This is a genomic window from Bradyrhizobium lablabi, from assembly GCF_018131005.1.
Classification (GTDB): domain Bacteria; phylum Pseudomonadota; class Alphaproteobacteria; order Rhizobiales; family Xanthobacteraceae; genus Bradyrhizobium; species Bradyrhizobium lablabi_D.
In genome coordinates this window covers 1-15473 of the sequence record NZ_JAFCJK010000010.1, presented here as the reverse complement: position 1 = coordinate 15473, position 15473 = coordinate 1, and the positions used below count along the sequence as shown (strand labels likewise).

General features: G+C 65.1%; 18 protein-coding genes and 1 tRNA gene. 5 read left to right on the top strand and 14 right to left on the bottom strand.

Annotated features, from left to right (window positions below):
* Window positions 1–117: 117 nt before the first annotated feature.
* Both JQ553_RS26560 and JQ553_RS26555 read left to right on the top strand, forming a co-directional pair.
* Window positions 118–705 carry a hypothetical protein gene (locus JQ553_RS26560; RefSeq protein ID WP_212502998.1) on the top strand — a complete coding sequence of 196 codons (588 nt, stop codon included), beginning with the start codon at window positions 118–120 and terminating at the stop codon, window positions 703–705.
* A gap of 142 nt (window positions 706–847) precedes the next feature.
* Entirely contained in the window at window positions 848–1081 is a 234-nt protein-coding gene (locus JQ553_RS26555) for a DUF6894 family protein (RefSeq protein ID WP_212502997.1), read from the top strand.
* A gap of 27 nt (window positions 1082–1108) precedes the next feature.
* Here JQ553_RS26555 and JQ553_RS26550 read toward each other — a convergent pair whose 3' ends face one another.
* The 5 genes from JQ553_RS26550 to JQ553_RS26530 form a co-directional block, all read right to left on the bottom strand.
* Window positions 1109–3790: a DUF2339 domain-containing protein gene (locus tag JQ553_RS26550; protein WP_212502996.1), complete on the bottom strand. Its 2682-nt coding sequence runs from the start codon at window positions 3788–3790 to the stop codon at window positions 1109–1111.
* A gap of 112 nt (window positions 3791–3902) precedes the next feature.
* Entirely contained in the window at window positions 3903–4409 is a 507-nt protein-coding gene (locus tag JQ553_RS26545) for a tyrosine phosphatase family protein (protein ID WP_212502995.1), read from the bottom strand.
* A 147-nt stretch (window positions 4410–4556) separates the two neighbouring features.
* Complete coding sequence (locus JQ553_RS26540; RefSeq protein WP_212502994.1) at window positions 4557–5165, bottom strand: HD family hydrolase; 609 nt, start codon at window positions 5163–5165, stop codon at window positions 4557–4559.
* Window positions 5162–5788, bottom strand: a complete 627-nt coding sequence (locus JQ553_RS26535; protein WP_212502993.1) for a DNA-3-methyladenine glycosylase I — start codon at window positions 5786–5788, stop codon at window positions 5162–5164. Before JQ553_RS26535 ends, JQ553_RS26540 begins: the two co-directional genes overlap by 4 nt.
* Complete coding sequence (locus tag JQ553_RS26530; protein WP_212502992.1) at window positions 5785–6666, bottom strand: folate-binding protein YgfZ; 882 nt, start codon at window positions 6664–6666, stop codon at window positions 5785–5787. The genes JQ553_RS26535 and JQ553_RS26530 overlap by 4 nt, the downstream gene beginning before the upstream one ends.
* A gap of 126 nt (window positions 6667–6792) precedes the next feature.
* On the opposite strand from JQ553_RS26530, the gene JQ553_RS26525 reads away from it, so the two are divergent.
* Window positions 6793–8127, top strand: coding sequence for a dihydroorotase (locus JQ553_RS26525; protein WP_212502991.1), 1335 nt, complete (start codon window positions 6793–6795; stop codon window positions 8125–8127).
* On the opposite strand, the gene JQ553_RS26520 is transcribed toward JQ553_RS26525, so the two are convergent.
* From JQ553_RS26520 to JQ553_RS26500, 5 genes are all read right to left on the bottom strand, one after another.
* Window positions 8128–8394, bottom strand: a complete 267-nt coding sequence (locus JQ553_RS26520; RefSeq protein WP_212502990.1) for a hypothetical protein — start codon at window positions 8392–8394, stop codon at window positions 8128–8130.
* Window positions 8395–8530: 136 nt separating this feature from the next.
* Complete coding sequence (locus tag JQ553_RS26515; RefSeq protein WP_212502989.1) at window positions 8531–9187, bottom strand: HAD family hydrolase; 657 nt, start codon at window positions 9185–9187, stop codon at window positions 8531–8533.
* A gap of 1 nt (window position 9188) precedes the next feature.
* Window positions 9189–9566 (bottom strand): TIGR02301 family protein, encoded by a 378-nt coding sequence (locus JQ553_RS26510; protein ID WP_212502988.1) that lies wholly within the window; start codon window positions 9564–9566, stop codon window positions 9189–9191.
* A gap of 75 nt (window positions 9567–9641) precedes the next feature.
* Complete coding sequence (locus tag JQ553_RS26505; RefSeq protein WP_212502987.1) at window positions 9642–10061, bottom strand: NUDIX hydrolase; 420 nt, start codon at window positions 10059–10061, stop codon at window positions 9642–9644.
* A gap of 42 nt (window positions 10062–10103) precedes the next feature.
* Window positions 10104–10604 (bottom strand): hypothetical protein, encoded by a 501-nt coding sequence (locus JQ553_RS26500; protein ID WP_212502986.1) that lies wholly within the window; start codon window positions 10602–10604, stop codon window positions 10104–10106.
* 61 nt (window positions 10605–10665) lie between these two features.
* Here JQ553_RS26500 and JQ553_RS26495 point away from each other — a divergent pair, with 61 nt between their 5' ends.
* On the top strand, window positions 10666–11424 hold the full coding sequence (locus JQ553_RS26495) for an SOS response-associated peptidase (protein ID WP_212502985.1): 759 nt from the start codon (window positions 10666–10668) through the stop codon (window positions 11422–11424).
* 23 nt (window positions 11425–11447) lie between these two features.
* Here JQ553_RS26495 and JQ553_RS26490 read toward each other — a convergent pair whose 3' ends face one another.
* Genes JQ553_RS26490 through JQ553_RS26475 form a run of 4 tightly spaced genes read right to left on the bottom strand, consistent with a single transcriptional unit; the run spans window position 11448 to window position 14952 of the window.
* A complete protein-coding gene (locus JQ553_RS26490) occupies window positions 11448–12029 on the bottom strand; it encodes a GDP-mannose pyrophosphatase (protein WP_212502984.1) in 582 nt (193 codons plus the stop codon).
* A gap of 22 nt (window positions 12030–12051) precedes the next feature.
* Window positions 12052–12501, bottom strand: coding sequence for a GNAT family acetyltransferase (locus JQ553_RS26485; RefSeq protein WP_212502983.1), 450 nt, complete (start codon window positions 12499–12501; stop codon window positions 12052–12054).
* 2 nt (window positions 12502–12503) lie between these two features.
* On the bottom strand, window positions 12504–13931 hold the full coding sequence (locus tag JQ553_RS26480) for an FAD-binding oxidoreductase (RefSeq protein ID WP_212502982.1): 1428 nt from the start codon (window positions 13929–13931) through the stop codon (window positions 12504–12506).
* Between the two features lie 28 nt (window positions 13932–13959).
* On the bottom strand, window positions 13960–14952 hold the full coding sequence (locus JQ553_RS26475; protein ID WP_212502981.1) for an L-threonylcarbamoyladenylate synthase: 993 nt from the start codon (window positions 14950–14952) through the stop codon (window positions 13960–13962).
* A 67-nt stretch (window positions 14953–15019) separates the two neighbouring features.
* Between JQ553_RS26475 and JQ553_RS26470 the strand changes: the two genes are divergently transcribed.
* A tRNA-Pro gene (locus JQ553_RS26470) sits at window positions 15020–15096 on the top strand.
* Window positions 15097–15473 lie beyond the last annotated feature (377 nt).

Sequence of the window (15473 nt, the reverse complement as noted above, 5' to 3'; positions counted from 1 at the left end):
AAAGAAGCCTGCGGCATGATCCGGGGGGCCGGATTTCCCTCGCTATCGGCGCGGAAGCGTTTGTGCGAGGATCATGCTCAAGGTGCGGGAGCCCGCGCTCGTAAGTGGAGTAGGTACATGCTTGCGCGTTTGGTGTTGGGGGCCGTCACGGCCGGAGCGATGGTCGTGCCGGCACTCGCAGGCATGATGAGTGCGGAAGAGGCGCGTAAATTCGTCGCTGGCAAGGTGTTCGCCTTCACCTGTTTCGATGGCACCCGCGGCGCGGGCCGCATCCTCGACGACATGGGCGCGGCGGGCTCGATCCAGTTCTCCGGCTCCGGCCCGCTCCGTCATGTGCGCTTGCCCGGCAACACGTTGCAGATCCGCGGCCAGAGCGTCTGCGCCTCGCTGAAGGGCCTGCCATTCGAGCCTTGCTTCAACCTCGACAAGCGGGATGAACGTTCGTTCCGCGGCTCGGTCTCCGGCATGGGCTTCGCGTATTGCGATTTCCGCAATCAGGGCGGCAAGCAGATGCTGATGGCGCGCGCGGTTGCGCGGCCCCGTTCGCTACGTGCATCGGAGCAGACTCGTTCAGCCGATGCGTCGCGCGCCGACGTGACGTCGCGTGTGGAAACGCCTCGCGTCGAAAGCACCAAGCTCGAGCCCGTCAGGGCCGAACCGGCGAAGATCGAGAACGCGCCCGAGTTGCGCCGCTCGACTGACTGACGCGACCGATATATCCACGCGCGAGAAATGTCTCCGCCGACAAGCCGTAGTCATACGGATGGCGGTGCTCATGCCTTGGTAGCTACTCACTCTCCAACGTCTCACGAGGGATCGGAGGCGGCTCTCGCATTTGAGTAGTGTTATGGCGCAGTATTTTTTTCGGATCAGTCACGGTGCCTACGCCGGTGCATACGATCAGGGGACGGAGTTCGAGAGCCGCGAGGCCGCGTGGGCCGAGATGACGAAAGTCTGCAGCAACTTCCTCGGCACCATCTCGCGCAATCTCAAGCAGAACAGCGAGTGGCATATGGAGTTGCTCGACGAGGGCAGGAAGCCCGTGTTCAGGATTCGCCTTGTGGCGGAATCCGTCGTTTGACAGCGTTCGCATCCGCCGCGACGGCGCCTATCCCTCTGCCTGCGGAACAGGCGGGGGCGAGGCTGGCGCGGCGGCTGGCCTGCGGAACAGGATTCGCTGGTACAGCCATCCGATCGCGACCAGCACCATGCCGAGGCACATGAACGACAGCGCGCGGTAGACGCCAGCCAGCGTCGACATATCGATCAGAAAGGCCTTGAGGATCGTCAGGCCGATTACCGCGGCGGAAGCGAGCCGCGCGCGCTGCGAATTGACGAGGATGCCGATGCCGAGCAGCGCCACGCCGAACATCAGCCAGGCAATCGAGTAAGTGTACTGTTCGGCGCCGGTGGTCTCGCCGCGGGTCAGCACTGGACCGTGGTAGATCCTGCGAATCTCGAACGTCACATAGGCGAGCGCGAGGATCAGCGCGCCGGCGGCGATGCAGTTGGCGTAGCCCGCGGGGCGATAGCCCGCCACCGCATGGGACAGAACCAGCGCCAGTGCCGCGGGGACGGCGTAGCCGAGCAGCAGCAGGTTGATGAAGGTGCCGCCGACGTCCTCGGGCCACAGCATCGGGTTCTGCAGCCCGAGCAGCCCGAACAAGCTGCCCAGTCCGGCGAAGGCGGTGAGCAGCACTGCGCCGACATTGTGCACGATGCTGCCAGTGCGGATGCGCAACCGTTCCAGCCCGATCGCCATAGCGAGCGCCACGCAGACCTGCAGCGCGATCTCGGTCAGTCCGGCGCTGTCGCGATAGACGTCGCCATGGTTGACCGCATGACGGATTTCCATGAAGGCGAGCAGCACCGTAAACAGGATTGCGGCGGATTCGACCATGCGAAGCGGCACGTCGTCGCCGTTGCGGCGCAGGAAGCGGCTTCCGGCCCAGAACGAGGCCGCCGGAATGCCGTAGCCCCACAAGAGCCAGTTGAAGATCGGCATCGTGCCGACGGCGTCACCCGCTATACGCGGCTCGTAGCCGATGCGCAGCACCACGATGCCGGCGAGGATAGCCGCGAGCCAGCGCAGGAACGGGATCGGCCGCCGCACCGAAATCCAGGCCGTCCCCATCGACACCAGCGCGAGCGCGATGGTGAGCCAGCCCTTTTCGAGCGCGAAGGTGAGGGCCAGCGCAAGAGAGGCGAGCGCGCCGGTCGCAAACAGCGCAATCGAGGGTATGAACTCGGGCCGATCGCCGCGCCTGGCCAGCGCTTCCGTCGCGGCGGCGTAGGCCGCGCCCAGCAGCACCGCCACGACCGCAAAGGGAATTGAACGATCGAGATGTGCGATGCGGGCGTAGAGCGCAACAAGCAGCGCGAGCGGCGTGAAGACGGCCGATGCGGCCCAACTCACCACGATCCTCGTCGTGGCAAAGCGCGTCTGGGCGAAGAAGCCAGCGACGCCGAAGGCGGCTGCAAAGATGGCTGCGGTGACGAGATGCAGCGACACCGAGCCGTCGGTCGCCGAGGGGCCGATACCGGGGATGGCGCCGCCCGGCAGCACCAGCATGTCCACATTGCGGCGGACGGCCCATTCGCCGAACACGATGAAGACGAGGATCGACGCGGCACCGACCGCGCCTGTGGCAGCTGGCGCGCGCCAGGCGACGAGGAGGCTGCATGCGGCCAGCAGCGCGAAAGAGATCATTGCGGCGTCCGCGTGGGCGCTGTTCAGCACGATCAAGGTCGCGCCGAACAAATAGGCCGCAAGCGAGCCCGACGAGATTGGCTCTATCTCCTCACTATCGCCTGCCGGGCCGAACATGAAGCCGCAGACGACCAGCAGCGCCGCGAGCACGAAGCCTGCGATCACATGGAACGCGTGCGGCGCGACTATGCCAGGTCCGCATTGCAGGCAGGGGAAGGTCCAGAGCAGCGCGAACACGATGGTTGTGACCGCAAGCCAGCGCCACAGCCGGATGCGCGCGAGCCCGAACGACGCGGCAGTCACGATCGCAAGGTAGACGTAGAGCGACCAGAAGTCGGGCTTGTCGGATGACACCAGGATCGGCGTGACGAAGGCGCCGACCACGCCAAGTCCCGCCAGCGCCGGCCCGTGCAGCAGCGCGGCCGCGAGCGTGCCGAGCGCGACCATGCCGAGCAGGATGAAGGCAGTGGCGGGTGCGAGGAAATCATAAAGCGCGTAGGCGGCGTAGACCGTGGCGAACGCCACCGCGGTGCCGGCGGCTGTGAGGATTGCCGGGATATTGGCGATCGGCAGCGCGGCGATGTTCGAGATGCTCTCCTTGCGCCGCGTCCATTCGCCCGCCGCGAGGAGGGCCAGTGCGAACAAACCGCCGAGCATGGTGCGCACGCCGGGGCCAAGCAAGCCGGCCTCGATCGAATAACGCACCATGAAGAAGCCGCCGAGCGCGAGCGTCAGCCCACCGAGCCAGACCACCCAGCGTGTGCCAATGGTCTCCTCAAAACCGCGCTCCGCCGGTGGCGGCAGCGCGGCGGCGGGCGCGGTCTCCGGTGTGTCCGGCGGCGCGGAAACGGCCTCGGGCGGCAGCGGCGGCGGCCGGGTCGAAGACGCTGGCAGCGTCTGCTCGACCTCCTGCAGCGGCGTCAGCGGCGGCGTGACCCCGGGCGCGGCGATTGCTGCCGCAGCCTCGATCGCGTCCAGCCGGCTCCTCAGCGCCGCAACCTGGTTGAACGCCTTGCGCGCGAAGATGATGGCGATGATGGCGACGACCAACGCGAGGAAGTCGAACGGCGAGTCGAGCATTGGGCCTCCGGCAAAGCACGCCGGGCCGTTGGCCGGTCGGCCGCCCGTCGCAACTCATTAGGTGCAGCCTTGAAGCCCAAAAGTTCAAGCGGTTCGGTGTGGCACGTTGGTGCTATTCCAAATCGATCCGGAAGGGCCGTCCTTCGACCGACATGGTGCCTGGACCTATCGCGTCGAGTGCGCGCAGCATCCGGCCCTCGCGTCCCAGCGCCTTGTCGGCCAGGCTGACGATAAGCCGGTTCGGCGAGGCGATCGGGGAGGCCTGGCGGATCTGGCGGGCGATTGCCATCTCGTCGCGATGCGGATTGAGCGCGCAAACCGCGGCGAAAGCGCTCGCGGTCGAGCGGCTGATGCCGGCATAACAGTGAACGACCATCGGCGCGCGGCGGTCCCAGCCTCGCACGAAGGCCAGTACCTTTTCGATGTGGACCTCCGATGGGGCGACGAATCCGACCATCTGCTCAGTGATGTCGTCCATCGACACTTTCAGATGATTGGCGGCAAGCACCGAGGGCGGCCGCAGTACCTGGTCGACATTGGCCATCACCGTCAGCACATGGCTGGCGCCGGTGGTCCTGACCGTGTCGGGAAGCGCGGCAAGCGAGCAGACGTGGAGCATGGTGATCCCGGGAGTATTCAGTCTGACGCGGATTATAACGGCTGCCGCAGGGTGGGCAAAGTGAAGCGCCCCGCCATTTGCACCGCGAAACGAAGGGTGGGCACGACGCTTCACGGGTCTTGCGTGCCCTGCAACAGATACGATCGGTCATCTGTGCAATGCGTTGAAGCGCTGGACGAACTGCTTTTCGGCTCTGGCCGCTGTCCACGGCGTCAGATAGTCGCGTTCGGTCGCTTCGGGCAGGCCGGGGTCGCGGCCGAAGAGCCGCTTGGCTTCGGCTTCCGAGAAACCCGCAAGACGCGTCGCTTCGAGATAGGCGGCACCGCGATCGGCGGCCTTGATCTGCTGCGTAATCTCGTCGGCGAGCAGTGCAGGCAAGCCAAAGCGAACATGGATCGCAGATAGCAGACGCTTCTCCACCACCTTGTAGTCGCCGCCGAGCACCGCCTTGAATGGTGAGATCATGTCGCCGATGACATATTCGGGCGCATCATGCAACAAGGCTGCCAGGCGCATGCGCATATCGACGCGCGGCACCTGCTGGCGCAGGACGGCCTCCACAAGGAGCGTGTGCTGCGCTACCGAGAAAATGTGAGCACCGCTGGTCTGGCCGTTCCAGCGGGCGACCCGCGCCAGACCGTGCGCGATGTCGACGATCTCGATGTCGAGCGGCGACGGGTCCAGCAGGTCGAGCCGGCGCCCGGACAACATCCGTTGCCAGGCGCGGACGGATTCGGCCGATTTGCGGACCGTCATTTCGTCTTGAGCCGCGGCGCGCGATGCTTGCCGCCGCAGCTCTCGTGGCAGAAGCAGGTGACGAGGTGATCGTTGACCATGCCGGTCGCCTGCATGAAGGCATAGACGATGGTCGGACCGACGAATTTGAAGCCGCGTGCAGCAAGCTCCTTGGATATCTTCACCGAGACCGGCGTCGACGCCGGCACGCTTGCCGTGGTCTTAAACTGGTTGACCTGCGGCTTGCCGTCGACAAAGTCCCACAGGAACTTCGAGAAGCCCGGGCCTTCCTCCATGATCTTCCCGTATGATTTCGCGCTCGCGATCGCGCCCTCGATCTTTGCGCGGTTACGGACGATGCCGACATCGTTCATCAGCGCATGGATCTTCTTGGCGTTGTAACGCGCGATCTTTTCGGGCTCGAAGTCGTCGAAGGCTTTGCGGAAATTCTCGCGCTTGCGCAGGATCGTGATCCACGAAAGCCCGGCCTGGAAGCCGTCGAGGATCAGCTTCTCATAGAGCGCGCGGTCGTCATATTCCGGCACGCCCCATTCCGTGTCGTGATAGGCGATGTAGAAAGCGTCGTCACCCGGCCAGGGACATCGCATCTTCCCGTCGGGATGCAGTCGCGCGGAACGGGTCATGTGACAGTCTGCTTCGGTGCGGCGCGGACGGCGTCCGGCTCGGCGAGACGAAGGCCGAGGCCGCCTGCGGTCAGCGACAGCCCGGCGTCGAGCGCGTCGGCAACGCGATCGGTGCGGACCAACGCGAGACCGTTCGGTCCGGCGGTCGAGCCGATGGTGCCGACCGGCTTGTCACCGGCCAGGATGGTCGCGCCGGCCTCCGGCGAAGGACCGTCAAGGATGACCTTCACTGTGCGGGTGCGCGCAGTGCCGCGATGCTGCATGCGCGATACCACTTCCTGGCCGACATAGCACCCCTTGTCGAAATCGACGCCATGCAGGCGGTCCATGTTGGACTCGTGCGGAAAGGCGTCGCCATAGATGAAATCGAGCCCGCCGCGCGGGATGCCTGTGGCGATGCGATGCGCTTCATAGGCGTCGTTGTCGACAAGATCGGCGCCGATCACGTCGGCGAGTTTCTGCTTCAGCTCTTCCGGGATCAGGATACGCCAGCCGAGCGCCGCGTTGCGCGGGTCGGCAAAGGACAGATCGGGATGCATCGCCGGTTCGCCATCCCAGGCCGCGAGCACGCCGAGGCTGTCGGACAGATTCTCGACTGCGACCTTGGCGCGCAGCTTGTAGAAGCCGAGCTTATCGGCGAGCCCCTTGGTAAGGGCCCGCGGCGCGTCGATCAGGAAGCCACCGCCATGGCCGGCAGGCGCCTCGGTGATCAGGAAATCCACAATGATCTTACCCTGCGGCGTCAGCAGCGCGCCGAACTGTCCGAGGCCCGGCCGCAATTGCTCGACGTCTGTTGTGATGAGGCCGTTGAGGAAGTTGCGGGCGTCCTCGCCAGAGACCTTGACTACACCTCGATCTGGAAGAAACGCTGCTTTCATTCGTAAATCTGGCTCTTTTCCAAGTTCCTTTGGGAAACGCCGGAGGCGGTATCCCCTGCCAAACTAAGGCGCTAGAGTGCATCGAACAAGGCCCGCGCGACAGCGGAGAGCGGGCGCCGAGGACCGATGAATCAGCATTTTGACACCATTCTAAAATCTGGCACCGTGGTCAATCAGGACGGCGAGGGCGTGCGCGACATCGGCATTGTCGGCGGCCGCATCGCAGCGATCGGCGGGCTCGGCCAGGCCTCGGCGGGCGAAGTGATCAACTGCAAGGGCCTGCACATCCTGCCTGGGGTCATGGACACCCAGGTGCACTTCCGCGAGCCCGGCCTGACACACAAGGAGGATCTGGAGACCGGATCGCGCAGCGCCGTGATGGGCGGCGTCACCGCCGTGTTCGAGATGCCGAACACCGATCCGCTGACCGTGACGGAAGCGGCCTTCACCGACAAGGTGAAGCGCGGCCAACACCGCATGCATTGCGATTTCGCGTTCTTCATCGGCGGCACCCGGGAGAACGTGCAGGACCTGCCGGAGCTCGAGCGCGCGCCGGGCTGCGCCGGGGTCAAGGTATTCATCGGCTCCTCCACGGGCGCGCTCCTGGTCGAGGACGACGAGAGCCTGCGGCGCATCTTCCAGGTGATCCGGCGCCGCGCCGCCTTTCATGCCGAGGACGAGTATCGCCTCAACGAGCGCAAGCCGTTGCGCGTCGAGGGCGATCCGCGCTCGCATCCGGTGTGGCGCGACGAAACCGCCGCGCTGATCGCGACCGAGCGCCTGGTCGGGCTCGCACGCGAGACCGGCAAGCGCATTCACGTGCTGCACATTTCAACCAAGCAGGAGATCGAATATCTACGCGACCACAAGGATGTCGCGTCCTGCGAGGCGACACCGCACCACCTCACCATGGCCGCGCCTGAATGCTACGAGCGGCTCGGCACCCGTGCCCAGATGAATCCGCCGGTACGCTCGGCCGATCACCGCGCCGGCATCTGGTACGGCATCGAGCAGGGCATCATCGATGTGCTCGGCTCGGATCACGCGCCGCATACCGCGGAAGAGAAGGCCAAGACCTATCCGGCCTCGCCCTCAGGCATGACCGGCGTGCAGACGCTGGTGCCGTTGATGCTCGATCACGTCAACGCCGGCCGCCTGTCGCTGCAGCGTTTCGTCGATCTGACCAGCGCCGGCCCGGCGCGGTTGTTCAACATCGCCTGCAAGGGGCGCATCGCCGCGGGTTATGACGCCGACTTCACCATCGTCGACCTCAAGCGCAGCGAGACCATCACCGACAAGTGGATTGCCTCGCGCGCAGGCTGGACACCCTATGACGGCGTGCGCGTGCAGGGCTGGCCGGTCGGCACCTTCGTGCGCGGCGAGCGCGTGATGTGGCAGGGTGAACTGACGACGCCCTCGCTGGGAGAGCCGGTGCGGTTCCTGGAGACGTTGAAGCCGTAATTACTGCTTGGCCAGCGCCAGCGAGAACTCGCCGTTACGCACGCGCGTGGCGAGGCCCTCGGTGAATTTTGCTACCGCATCCTCGCCATAGGTGCTGACGAGTTCGGCCAGTGCCGCGAACAGGCTCGCCTGCGCCAGACAGTCGCCATCGACGCCATCATGACGCGCTTCCGCCCAGGCTTCGTTGAGATAGTTCAGCGCGGCCCGCTTTTGCTCGTGGTCCGGTAGCGGGCCGTGATGGAGGGGCGATGACGCAGGATGGCGCATGAAATTTCAACAAATGTGTGCGGCCCGGAATCGGACGCAAGGCCGGCGAGATGTAGCACGCATGCCGATACCGCCTAGGCCGTATCTTTAGGAAAGGTTAACGCGCGTCCACGTGTTTGAAGGAGAATTTCGCCCATCAGTCAAAAGAGCTGTGGATACAGTCCAGCACCGCGCGGGGCGAGGTGCAGCGGTACGCCGCGCCGGCCTCTGTCAGCTCGTCCCGGCTGCCATATCCGTAGAGCACGCCGATAGCGCGCATGCCGTTGCTTTTCGCGCCGATCACGTCATGGCTGCGGTCGCCGACCATCACCGCGTGAGCCGGGTCGATCCCGGTCTCTCCGATCGCGTAGGCGAGGAGATCGGCCTTGTTGACGCGGGTGCCGTCGAGTTCGGAGCCGAACACGTGATCGAAATAGGTCGCCAAGCCGAAATGGTCGATGATGCGCGTCGCAAAGACGTGCGGTTTGCTGGTCGCCACGAACATGCGACGCGAGGCCTGCCTCAGCGTTGCCAGCACGTGTTCGACATCGGGATAGACGCTGTTCTCGAACAGCCCGACATCGCCGAACCGTTCGCGGTAGAGCGCGACCGCGCGGTCAGCGAGCTCTTCGCCGCCGAGCAGCGTGGCGAAACTCGCGCGCAACGGCGGCCCGATGCACCAAGTCAGTTCATCCTGCGAGGGAGTCGGGTGATCCAGCTTCCGCAATGCATACTGGATCGAGCCGGTGATGCCGGGCTTGGGATCGGTCAGGGTACCGTCGAGGTCGAAGAAGATTGCAGTCTTGGTTCGCATGCTAGTTGGCATACCGGGCTGTGAGATCGCGGGAGATTTTCGAGCCTTCCTCGATGTAGCGGCGGATTGCCACCGCCGCGGCCGGCGTGCAGGTCCGATAGGTCTGCTGGAATCCGTTATAGCCGCGGTTGAAGCCGGCAATCATGCGGGCGCGGCGGTCGCCGGAGGGCGTCTCGGCGTCGATCAGCGCCTGCATCTCGTTGCGCCATTTGGAACCTTCATTGGCGCCGCAGATGCCGCGCAGATAGTGCAGGGTGCCGAGGATCTCGGCGAGCCGCTGCAATTCGCCGTCGAACGGCGCAGCCGCGTCCTGCGCCCGCACGGGCGCGGCGAGGCATGCCGACATCAGGATCAAAACGGCCAGAAAGGATTTGGACATCAGGGGTTCCGGAACGGCCGTGATATGCCTCCTCAATGCGCCCGAGGCAAGGCCGCATCGATCCAGAGAACGGCGTTAGACCAGCCGTCTGGCCGCCTGGACAATCTCCCGCAGGCCGCCTGTGAGCTTGAGATCGCCGATCTCCTCCGGCACCAGCCATTTGAAGTCATCGTGTTCCTCGTTCAGCACGGGCTCCCGGGAGACCCAGCGCGCCGCGAACGACATGATCAGATAATGCCCGCCCCCCGCGCCCGCCGGCAGCACCTCGCGCCAGCCGGCAAGGCCGACGATATCGATCCGCAGACCGGTCTCCTCATCGACCTCCCTGTGCAGGGCGGTGTGGAGGGATTCGCCGAATTCGACCCGCCCGCCCGGCAGCGAATAGAAGCCGTTGCCCGGTGAGCGGGCGCGGCGGACCAGCAAGACCTTGCCGTCGCGAAAGATCGCGCCGGAAACCGCGAGTTGGGGACGGGACGGAGGCTCGGACGAATTCAAGGCAATCGGCGACCGGTTGGGGATGTCATCATGACCGATAAATCAACCGGCCGCCATAATGGTGTCGACGTCGGCCTCAGCCGCGCCGTTGATCACGCCAGCCGTCTGCATCACCAACGGCTTGACCCAGACGATCGCCTGCCTCGCCAGCGTGACGCGGGTCTCGTCCAGCTGCACCCGGCGCATCGCAGCGCCGACCTCGGTCAGGATCCTCGTCATGTCGCCGGTCAGATGATCGAACTCGGCGCGGATTTGCGCATCGGCCGTCTCATAGGCCTCGATTGCAAGGTCGCGCGCCTTGAAATTGGAGGCGATGAAATGCTCGGCATAGGACAGCGGCCGCCATTCGAGGAAATCGCTGGCGCATTCCGGCATGTCCGGAATCATATCCAGCAGCATGATGGCTTCATTGAAGTGATTGAGGTAATCGGTGGCGAGGCCGGTGCGGGGATTGATGTTGGCAGCGCGCAGCCGCGCGGTCCGCGCCTCATCGGGATCTCCAGCTTGCAGGGGAAGGTCCGCTATGGCGGCCGTTGAAGTCATCTCGCCCACTCTTGATGCTCGGGGTTAAAGGGCAATAAACGGATGGATATCAGGACCCGGTATGTGCGGACGCTTTGTCATAACTTCGGCGCCGGCGGCGCTGCGGCAGTTGTTCGGTTATATCGAGCAGCCCAACTTCCCGCCCCGACATAATGTTGCGCCGACCCAGCCGATCCCGGTGGTTCTCCTGGAGAATGGCGGCCGGCATTTTCAGCTGATGCGCTGGGGCCTGATCCCGTCATGGGTCGAGGACCCCCGCAAATTCGCATTGCTGATCAACGCCCGCTCCGAGACAGTGCGGGACAAGCCGGCGTTCAAGAACGCCATCAAGCGGCGCCGCGCCCTGATCCCGGCCGACGGCTACTATGAATGGCAGGATGCCGGCGGCCGCAAGCGGCCCTTCTTCATCCATCGCCGCGACGGGCATCCCATCGCCTTCGCGGCCCTGACCGAGACCTGGATGGGCCCGAACGGCGAGGAGCAAGACACGGTCGCGATCGTCACCGCGCCGGCGAGCGCCGATCTTGCGACGTTGCATCACCGCGTGCCGGTCACGATCGCGCCCGGCGAATTCGAGCGCTGGCTCGACAGCCGCGCCAACAGCGTCGACGATGTCATGCCGATGCTGAGGGGGCCTGAGGTCGGTGAGTTCGCCTGGCATCAGGTGACCAAGCGGGTGAACCATGTCGACAACGATGATCCGCAGCTGGTGCTGCCGATGACTGTCGAGGCGATCGCGGCCGAGGAGGCGCCGCCGAAGAAGGCCGCGCCGCGCAAGCCCGCGGCGACCGAGGACGACGGGCAGGGGTCGTTGTTCTAGGCGATCTATGCAGTTCGAGTTCGTCATTTGAACAAATGCAGCGCCGCGTATTGCAGCAGCATGATGGTTTTGGCATCGACGATGCGGCCGTCGGCGACCATGGCAAGCGCTTCGTCGATCTCAAGCTCCAGCACCTCGATGTCCTCGCCCTCGTCGGCGACACCCCCACCGTCGCCGACGCGCATCGTGGCGTCATACTCGGCGACGAAGAAATGCAGCTTCTCGGTCACGGCACCGGGCGTCATGAAGGCCTCGAATACCTTCCGCACGTGCTCGAGCCGATAACCGATCTCTTCCTCAGCCTCGGCGCGGATGCGCTCCTCCGGCATAGCGTTATCGAGCATGCCGGCCGCGGCCTCGATCATCAGATCGTCATAGCCGTTGGCGAAGGCGGGGTAGCGAAACTGCCGCACCAGCACGACCGTTCGGGCGTTCAGATTGTAGGGCAGGAGCGCCGCGCCGTTGCCGCGGTCGTAGCTTTCGCGGACCTGCGTCTGCCACTCGCCATTGGCGCGGCGGTAGTCGAAGGTGGTGCTCGTGAGCAGATAGCGGGCGTTGGAAAGGATGCGAACGTCCTTGACGCGCACGCGGTCGGAGATGGTCATCGCTGTACCTTGCGCGTGCGCTTCACGGCGTCGGCTCACGGCCGTCAAGCCACTTGGCGAAGGTGACCCGCTCCTGGTCGTAATAGCCGAGCGACTCGTAGAAGGCACGGACCTTTGCGTTGTCGCCTCGCACCATCAACTGAAGCTTCGGGATGCCGCGTGCCCGCAGCCAATCCTCGGCCGCCGTCATGATGGCGCGACCGTGGCCCTCGAAACGATGATCGGGATCGACCGTGACATAGTAGACCCAGCCGCGATGTCCATCATGTCCGACCAGCACGGAGGCCACGAGCATGCCGTCGCTGCGGCCGAGCAGAACCGTCGAATTCGTTTCCTTGCGCGCAAGCGCGATATCTCCGGCCGGGTCATTCCAGGCGCGCAGCGAACCGCAGCGTGCCCACAAGGCGATCACATCGGGAACGTCGCTGTCCTCGATCGAATTGATCGTCAGCCAGTTGCCGTTCGCAGCCATGCTCACAGCACCTTGCCGGGATTCATGATTCCGAGCGGATCGAGCATCGCCTTGATGCTGCGCATCAGTTCGATCGCGACCTTGTCCTTTACCTCGGGCAGTTCCTCGCGCTTGAGCACGCCGATGCCATGCTCGGCCGAGATCGAGCCGCCCATCCGGAGCACGATCTCGAACACCAGGGCGTTGACGTCGTGCCAGCGCGCCAGGAAGTCGGCGGCATCGCCACCGACCGGCTGCGAAACGTTATAATGAATGTTGCCGTCGCCGAGATGGCCGAACGGCACCGGCCGCGATCCCGGGATCAGCTTCACCACCGCCGCATTCGCCTCCTCGATGAAGGCGGGGACGGCGGCAACCGGCACCGAGATGTCGTGCTTGATCGAGCCGCCCTCCGGCTTCTGCGCCGCCGACATCTCGTCGCGCAGCTTCCAGAACGCCTGGCGCTGGCTCAGATTTGCGGCAATGACTGCGTCGTCGACGATGCCGTCCTCCATTCCCTTGGCGAGGATGGCCTCCAGCGTGTCGCGGGCATCCTCGCGCGAGGACGACAGCTCCATCAGCACGAACCAGGGATGCTTGCTCGTCAAGGGATCTCGGATCTCGATACCGTGGCGGATCGAGAAATCGACCGCGATGTCGGCGAGCAATTCGAAGCTGGTCAGCGCGCCCGCCGCCTCGTCGCGCGAAATCGACAGCAGTTTCAGCGCGGCCGCCGGTGACTTCAGGCCGACATAGGCGGTCTCGATCGCGCGCGGCTTCGGGAACAGCTTCAGCGTCGCCGCGGTGATGATGCCGAGCGTGCCCTCAGCGCCGATGAAGAGGTTGCGCAGATCGTACCCGGTGTTGTCCTTCTTCAGCTTCGACAGCGCGTTCAGCACGCGCCCGTCGGCCAGTACAACCTCGAGCCCGAGCGCCATCTCGCGCGCCACGCCATAGGCGAGCGCGGTGGTGCCGCCGGCATTGGTCGAGAGGTTTCCGCCAATGGTGCAGCTTCCTTCCGCGCCAAGCGAGAGCGGGAACAGCCGGTCGACGTCGGCCGCGCGCTGCTGTGCCACCTGCAGCACCACGCCGGCCTCGCAGGTCATGGTGTTCGACTCGATGTCGAGGTCGCGTATCTTGTCCATGCGCCGCATCGAGACGACCACTTCGCCGTTATGCGGCGTCTGGCCGCCGACGAGGCCGGTATTGCCGCCTTGCGGCACCAGCGCGATCCTGCGCTCGGTCGCGAGCCTGCAGATCGCGGCGACTTCGGCGGTCGAACCCGGGCGCAGCACCAGCGGCGAACGGCCGTGGAACAGGTCGCGCTCCTCGGTGACATAAGGCGCGATGTCGGCGGCGTCGGTCACCGCATATTTCTCGCCGACGATGGCGCGGAATTGTTGGATCAGTTCGGGCGGAAGCGGTGGCGCGGCAGGCTGGACGAGATTCATTGTTCTTGGTCTTTCACATCCGGCAGGATCAGTTCCGGCCGACAGCCGCTCTGCGCAGCCGGTCGTTGATGGCTTCGCCCAGCCCGTCATCCGGAATGGGCATCACCGCGATCGCGTCTGCGTTTCTCTTGTCGAGCGCACGAAGGTAGCCAAAGAGATTGGCGGCGGCCTCGGCGAGATCGCCATGCTCGGACAGGTTCATCACCACCGAGGCGAGTTCGGCCCGCGCGACCTTGGCCGGCCCAAACGCGAGCAGCGCTTCGCCCACATGGACGTCGCTGGCATTGAGCCGCACAGGCGTTTTCGGTGCATAATGCGAGGCGAGCATGCCGGGCGCGATTGGCTGACCGCCGTCGCCTTCCAAATCCGGCGGTGCCTGCAGCACCGGATGGCCGAGCACGCGCTCGATCTCGGCACGCGTTAGTCCGCCCGGCCGCAATAGCGTCGGATCGGAGAAACAGCCGACGATGGTGGATTCGACGCCGACCTCAACCGGACCGCCATCGATGATCAGGTCGATGCGGCCGGCAAGATCGCCGTTCACGTGCTCAGCGGTGGTCGGCGAGACATGGCCGGAGATGTTGGCCGAGGGCGCGACCACGGCGCCGCCGAAGGCTTTGATGATGTCACGCGCCACCTTGTGGGCCGGGATCCGGATCGCGACCGTATCGAGGCCCGCGGTGGCAAGCTCCGCCACCGGGCAGGAGAGGGCTCTCGGCAGCACCAGCGTCAGCGGACCGGGCCAGAACGCCTCCGCAAGCCGCAAGGCCTGTCCGTCAAACAGCGCGATCCGCCGGGCGCAGGCGAGATCGGCGACATGGGCGATCAGCGGGTTAAAAGCCGGTCGGCCTTTGGCTTGGTATAGGCGGGCGATTGCACCTGCATTGCCCGCATCGGCGCCGAGGCCGTACACGGTCTCGGTCGGGAACGCCACCAGGCCGCCCTCGGCCAGCACGCCCGCTGCGGTCGCCGTGGCAGCGGCGCCAGCGGGCAAAATGAGCGTTTTCAGGCCTGTATCCACTGTGACTAAATCCTTAATCGGTGCCTTGCGGTCCCCGAAACCCAACGCTATAAGCCGCGGTCTCAGTCGGAGTGTGGCTCAGCCCGGTAGAGCACTGCGTTCGGGACGCAGGGGTCGCAGGTTCGAATCCTGCCACTCCGACCATCCATTTTTCGGGCGTTTTCTGATTGCTGCCGGTTCCCAAGTCAACCGACAACGCCCGCTTCATGCTCATGTCATATCAGCTTCCGTCGCGCCGGTCCCGCAGGAACCGCATTTCTTCGTCCTCACGAGGACGGGTCCCCTGGGTCGCGCGGCAAAATGGCACTTGGGTAACGACTCCTGACTTTCGCCAGGTACTGGATCCCCCGCCCGCGCGAGACATGACAAATCGACAGGACACGAGCCCGCGTTCTCGCGGCGCGATGCGTCCGAGCTTTGCGTCTCGTTCCGCCCTAAGAAAATTGAGGGCGCAGGGAAAGCCGGGTGCCGATCGCACCCATGGGTCCCGTGCAACAAAAAGCACGGGGGTAGGACCACAG

Bases quoted from the DNA above. Each gene is read 5' to 3' on its own strand.
- JQ553_RS26555 (WP_212502997.1), top strand. From the start codon at position 848: ATGGCGCAGTATTTTTTTCGGATCAGTCACGGTGCCTACGCCGGTGCA.
- JQ553_RS26520 (WP_212502990.1), bottom strand. From the start codon at position 8,394: ATGCGCCATCCTGCGTCATCGCCCCTCCATCACGGCCCGCTACCGGAC.
- JQ553_RS26530 (WP_212502992.1), bottom strand. From the start codon at position 6,666: ATGAAAGCAGCGTTTCTTCCAGATCGAGGTGTAGTCAAGGTCTCTGGC.
- JQ553_RS26485 (WP_212502983.1), bottom strand. From the start codon at position 12,501: ATGGCTGCGAACGGCAACTGGCTGACGATCAATTCGATCGAGGACAGC.
- JQ553_RS26550 (WP_212502996.1), bottom strand. From the start codon at position 3,790: ATGCTCGACTCGCCGTTCGACTTCCTCGCGTTGGTCGTCGCCATCATC.
- JQ553_RS26515 (WP_212502989.1), bottom strand. From the start codon at position 9,187: ATGCGAACCAAGACTGCAATCTTCTTCGACCTCGACGGTACCCTGACC.
- JQ553_RS26535 (WP_212502993.1), bottom strand. From the start codon at position 5,788: ATGACCCGTTCCGCGCGACTGCATCCCGACGGGAAGATGCGATGTCCC.
- JQ553_RS26480 (WP_212502982.1), bottom strand. From the start codon at position 13,931: ATGAATCTCGTCCAGCCTGCCGCGCCACCGCTTCCGCCCGAACTGATC.
- JQ553_RS26495 (WP_212502985.1), top strand. From the start codon at position 10,666: ATGTGCGGACGCTTTGTCATAACTTCGGCGCCGGCGGCGCTGCGGCAG.
- JQ553_RS26525 (WP_212502991.1), top strand. From the start codon at position 6,793: ATGAATCAGCATTTTGACACCATTCTAAAATCTGGCACCGTGGTCAAT.
- JQ553_RS26510 (WP_212502988.1), bottom strand. From the start codon at position 9,566: ATGTCCAAATCCTTTCTGGCCGTTTTGATCCTGATGTCGGCATGCCTC.
- JQ553_RS26540 (WP_212502994.1), bottom strand. From the start codon at position 5,165: ATGACGGTCCGCAAATCGGCCGAATCCGTCCGCGCCTGGCAACGGATG.
- JQ553_RS26490 (WP_212502984.1), bottom strand. From the start codon at position 12,029: ATGACCATCTCCGACCGCGTGCGCGTCAAGGACGTTCGCATCCTTTCC.
- JQ553_RS26500 (WP_212502986.1), bottom strand. From the start codon at position 10,604: ATGACTTCAACGGCCGCCATAGCGGACCTTCCCCTGCAAGCTGGAGAT.
- JQ553_RS26545 (WP_212502995.1), bottom strand. From the start codon at position 4,409: ATGCTCCACGTCTGCTCGCTTGCCGCGCTTCCCGACACGGTCAGGACC.
- JQ553_RS26560 (WP_212502998.1), top strand. From the start codon at position 118: ATGCTTGCGCGTTTGGTGTTGGGGGCCGTCACGGCCGGAGCGATGGTC.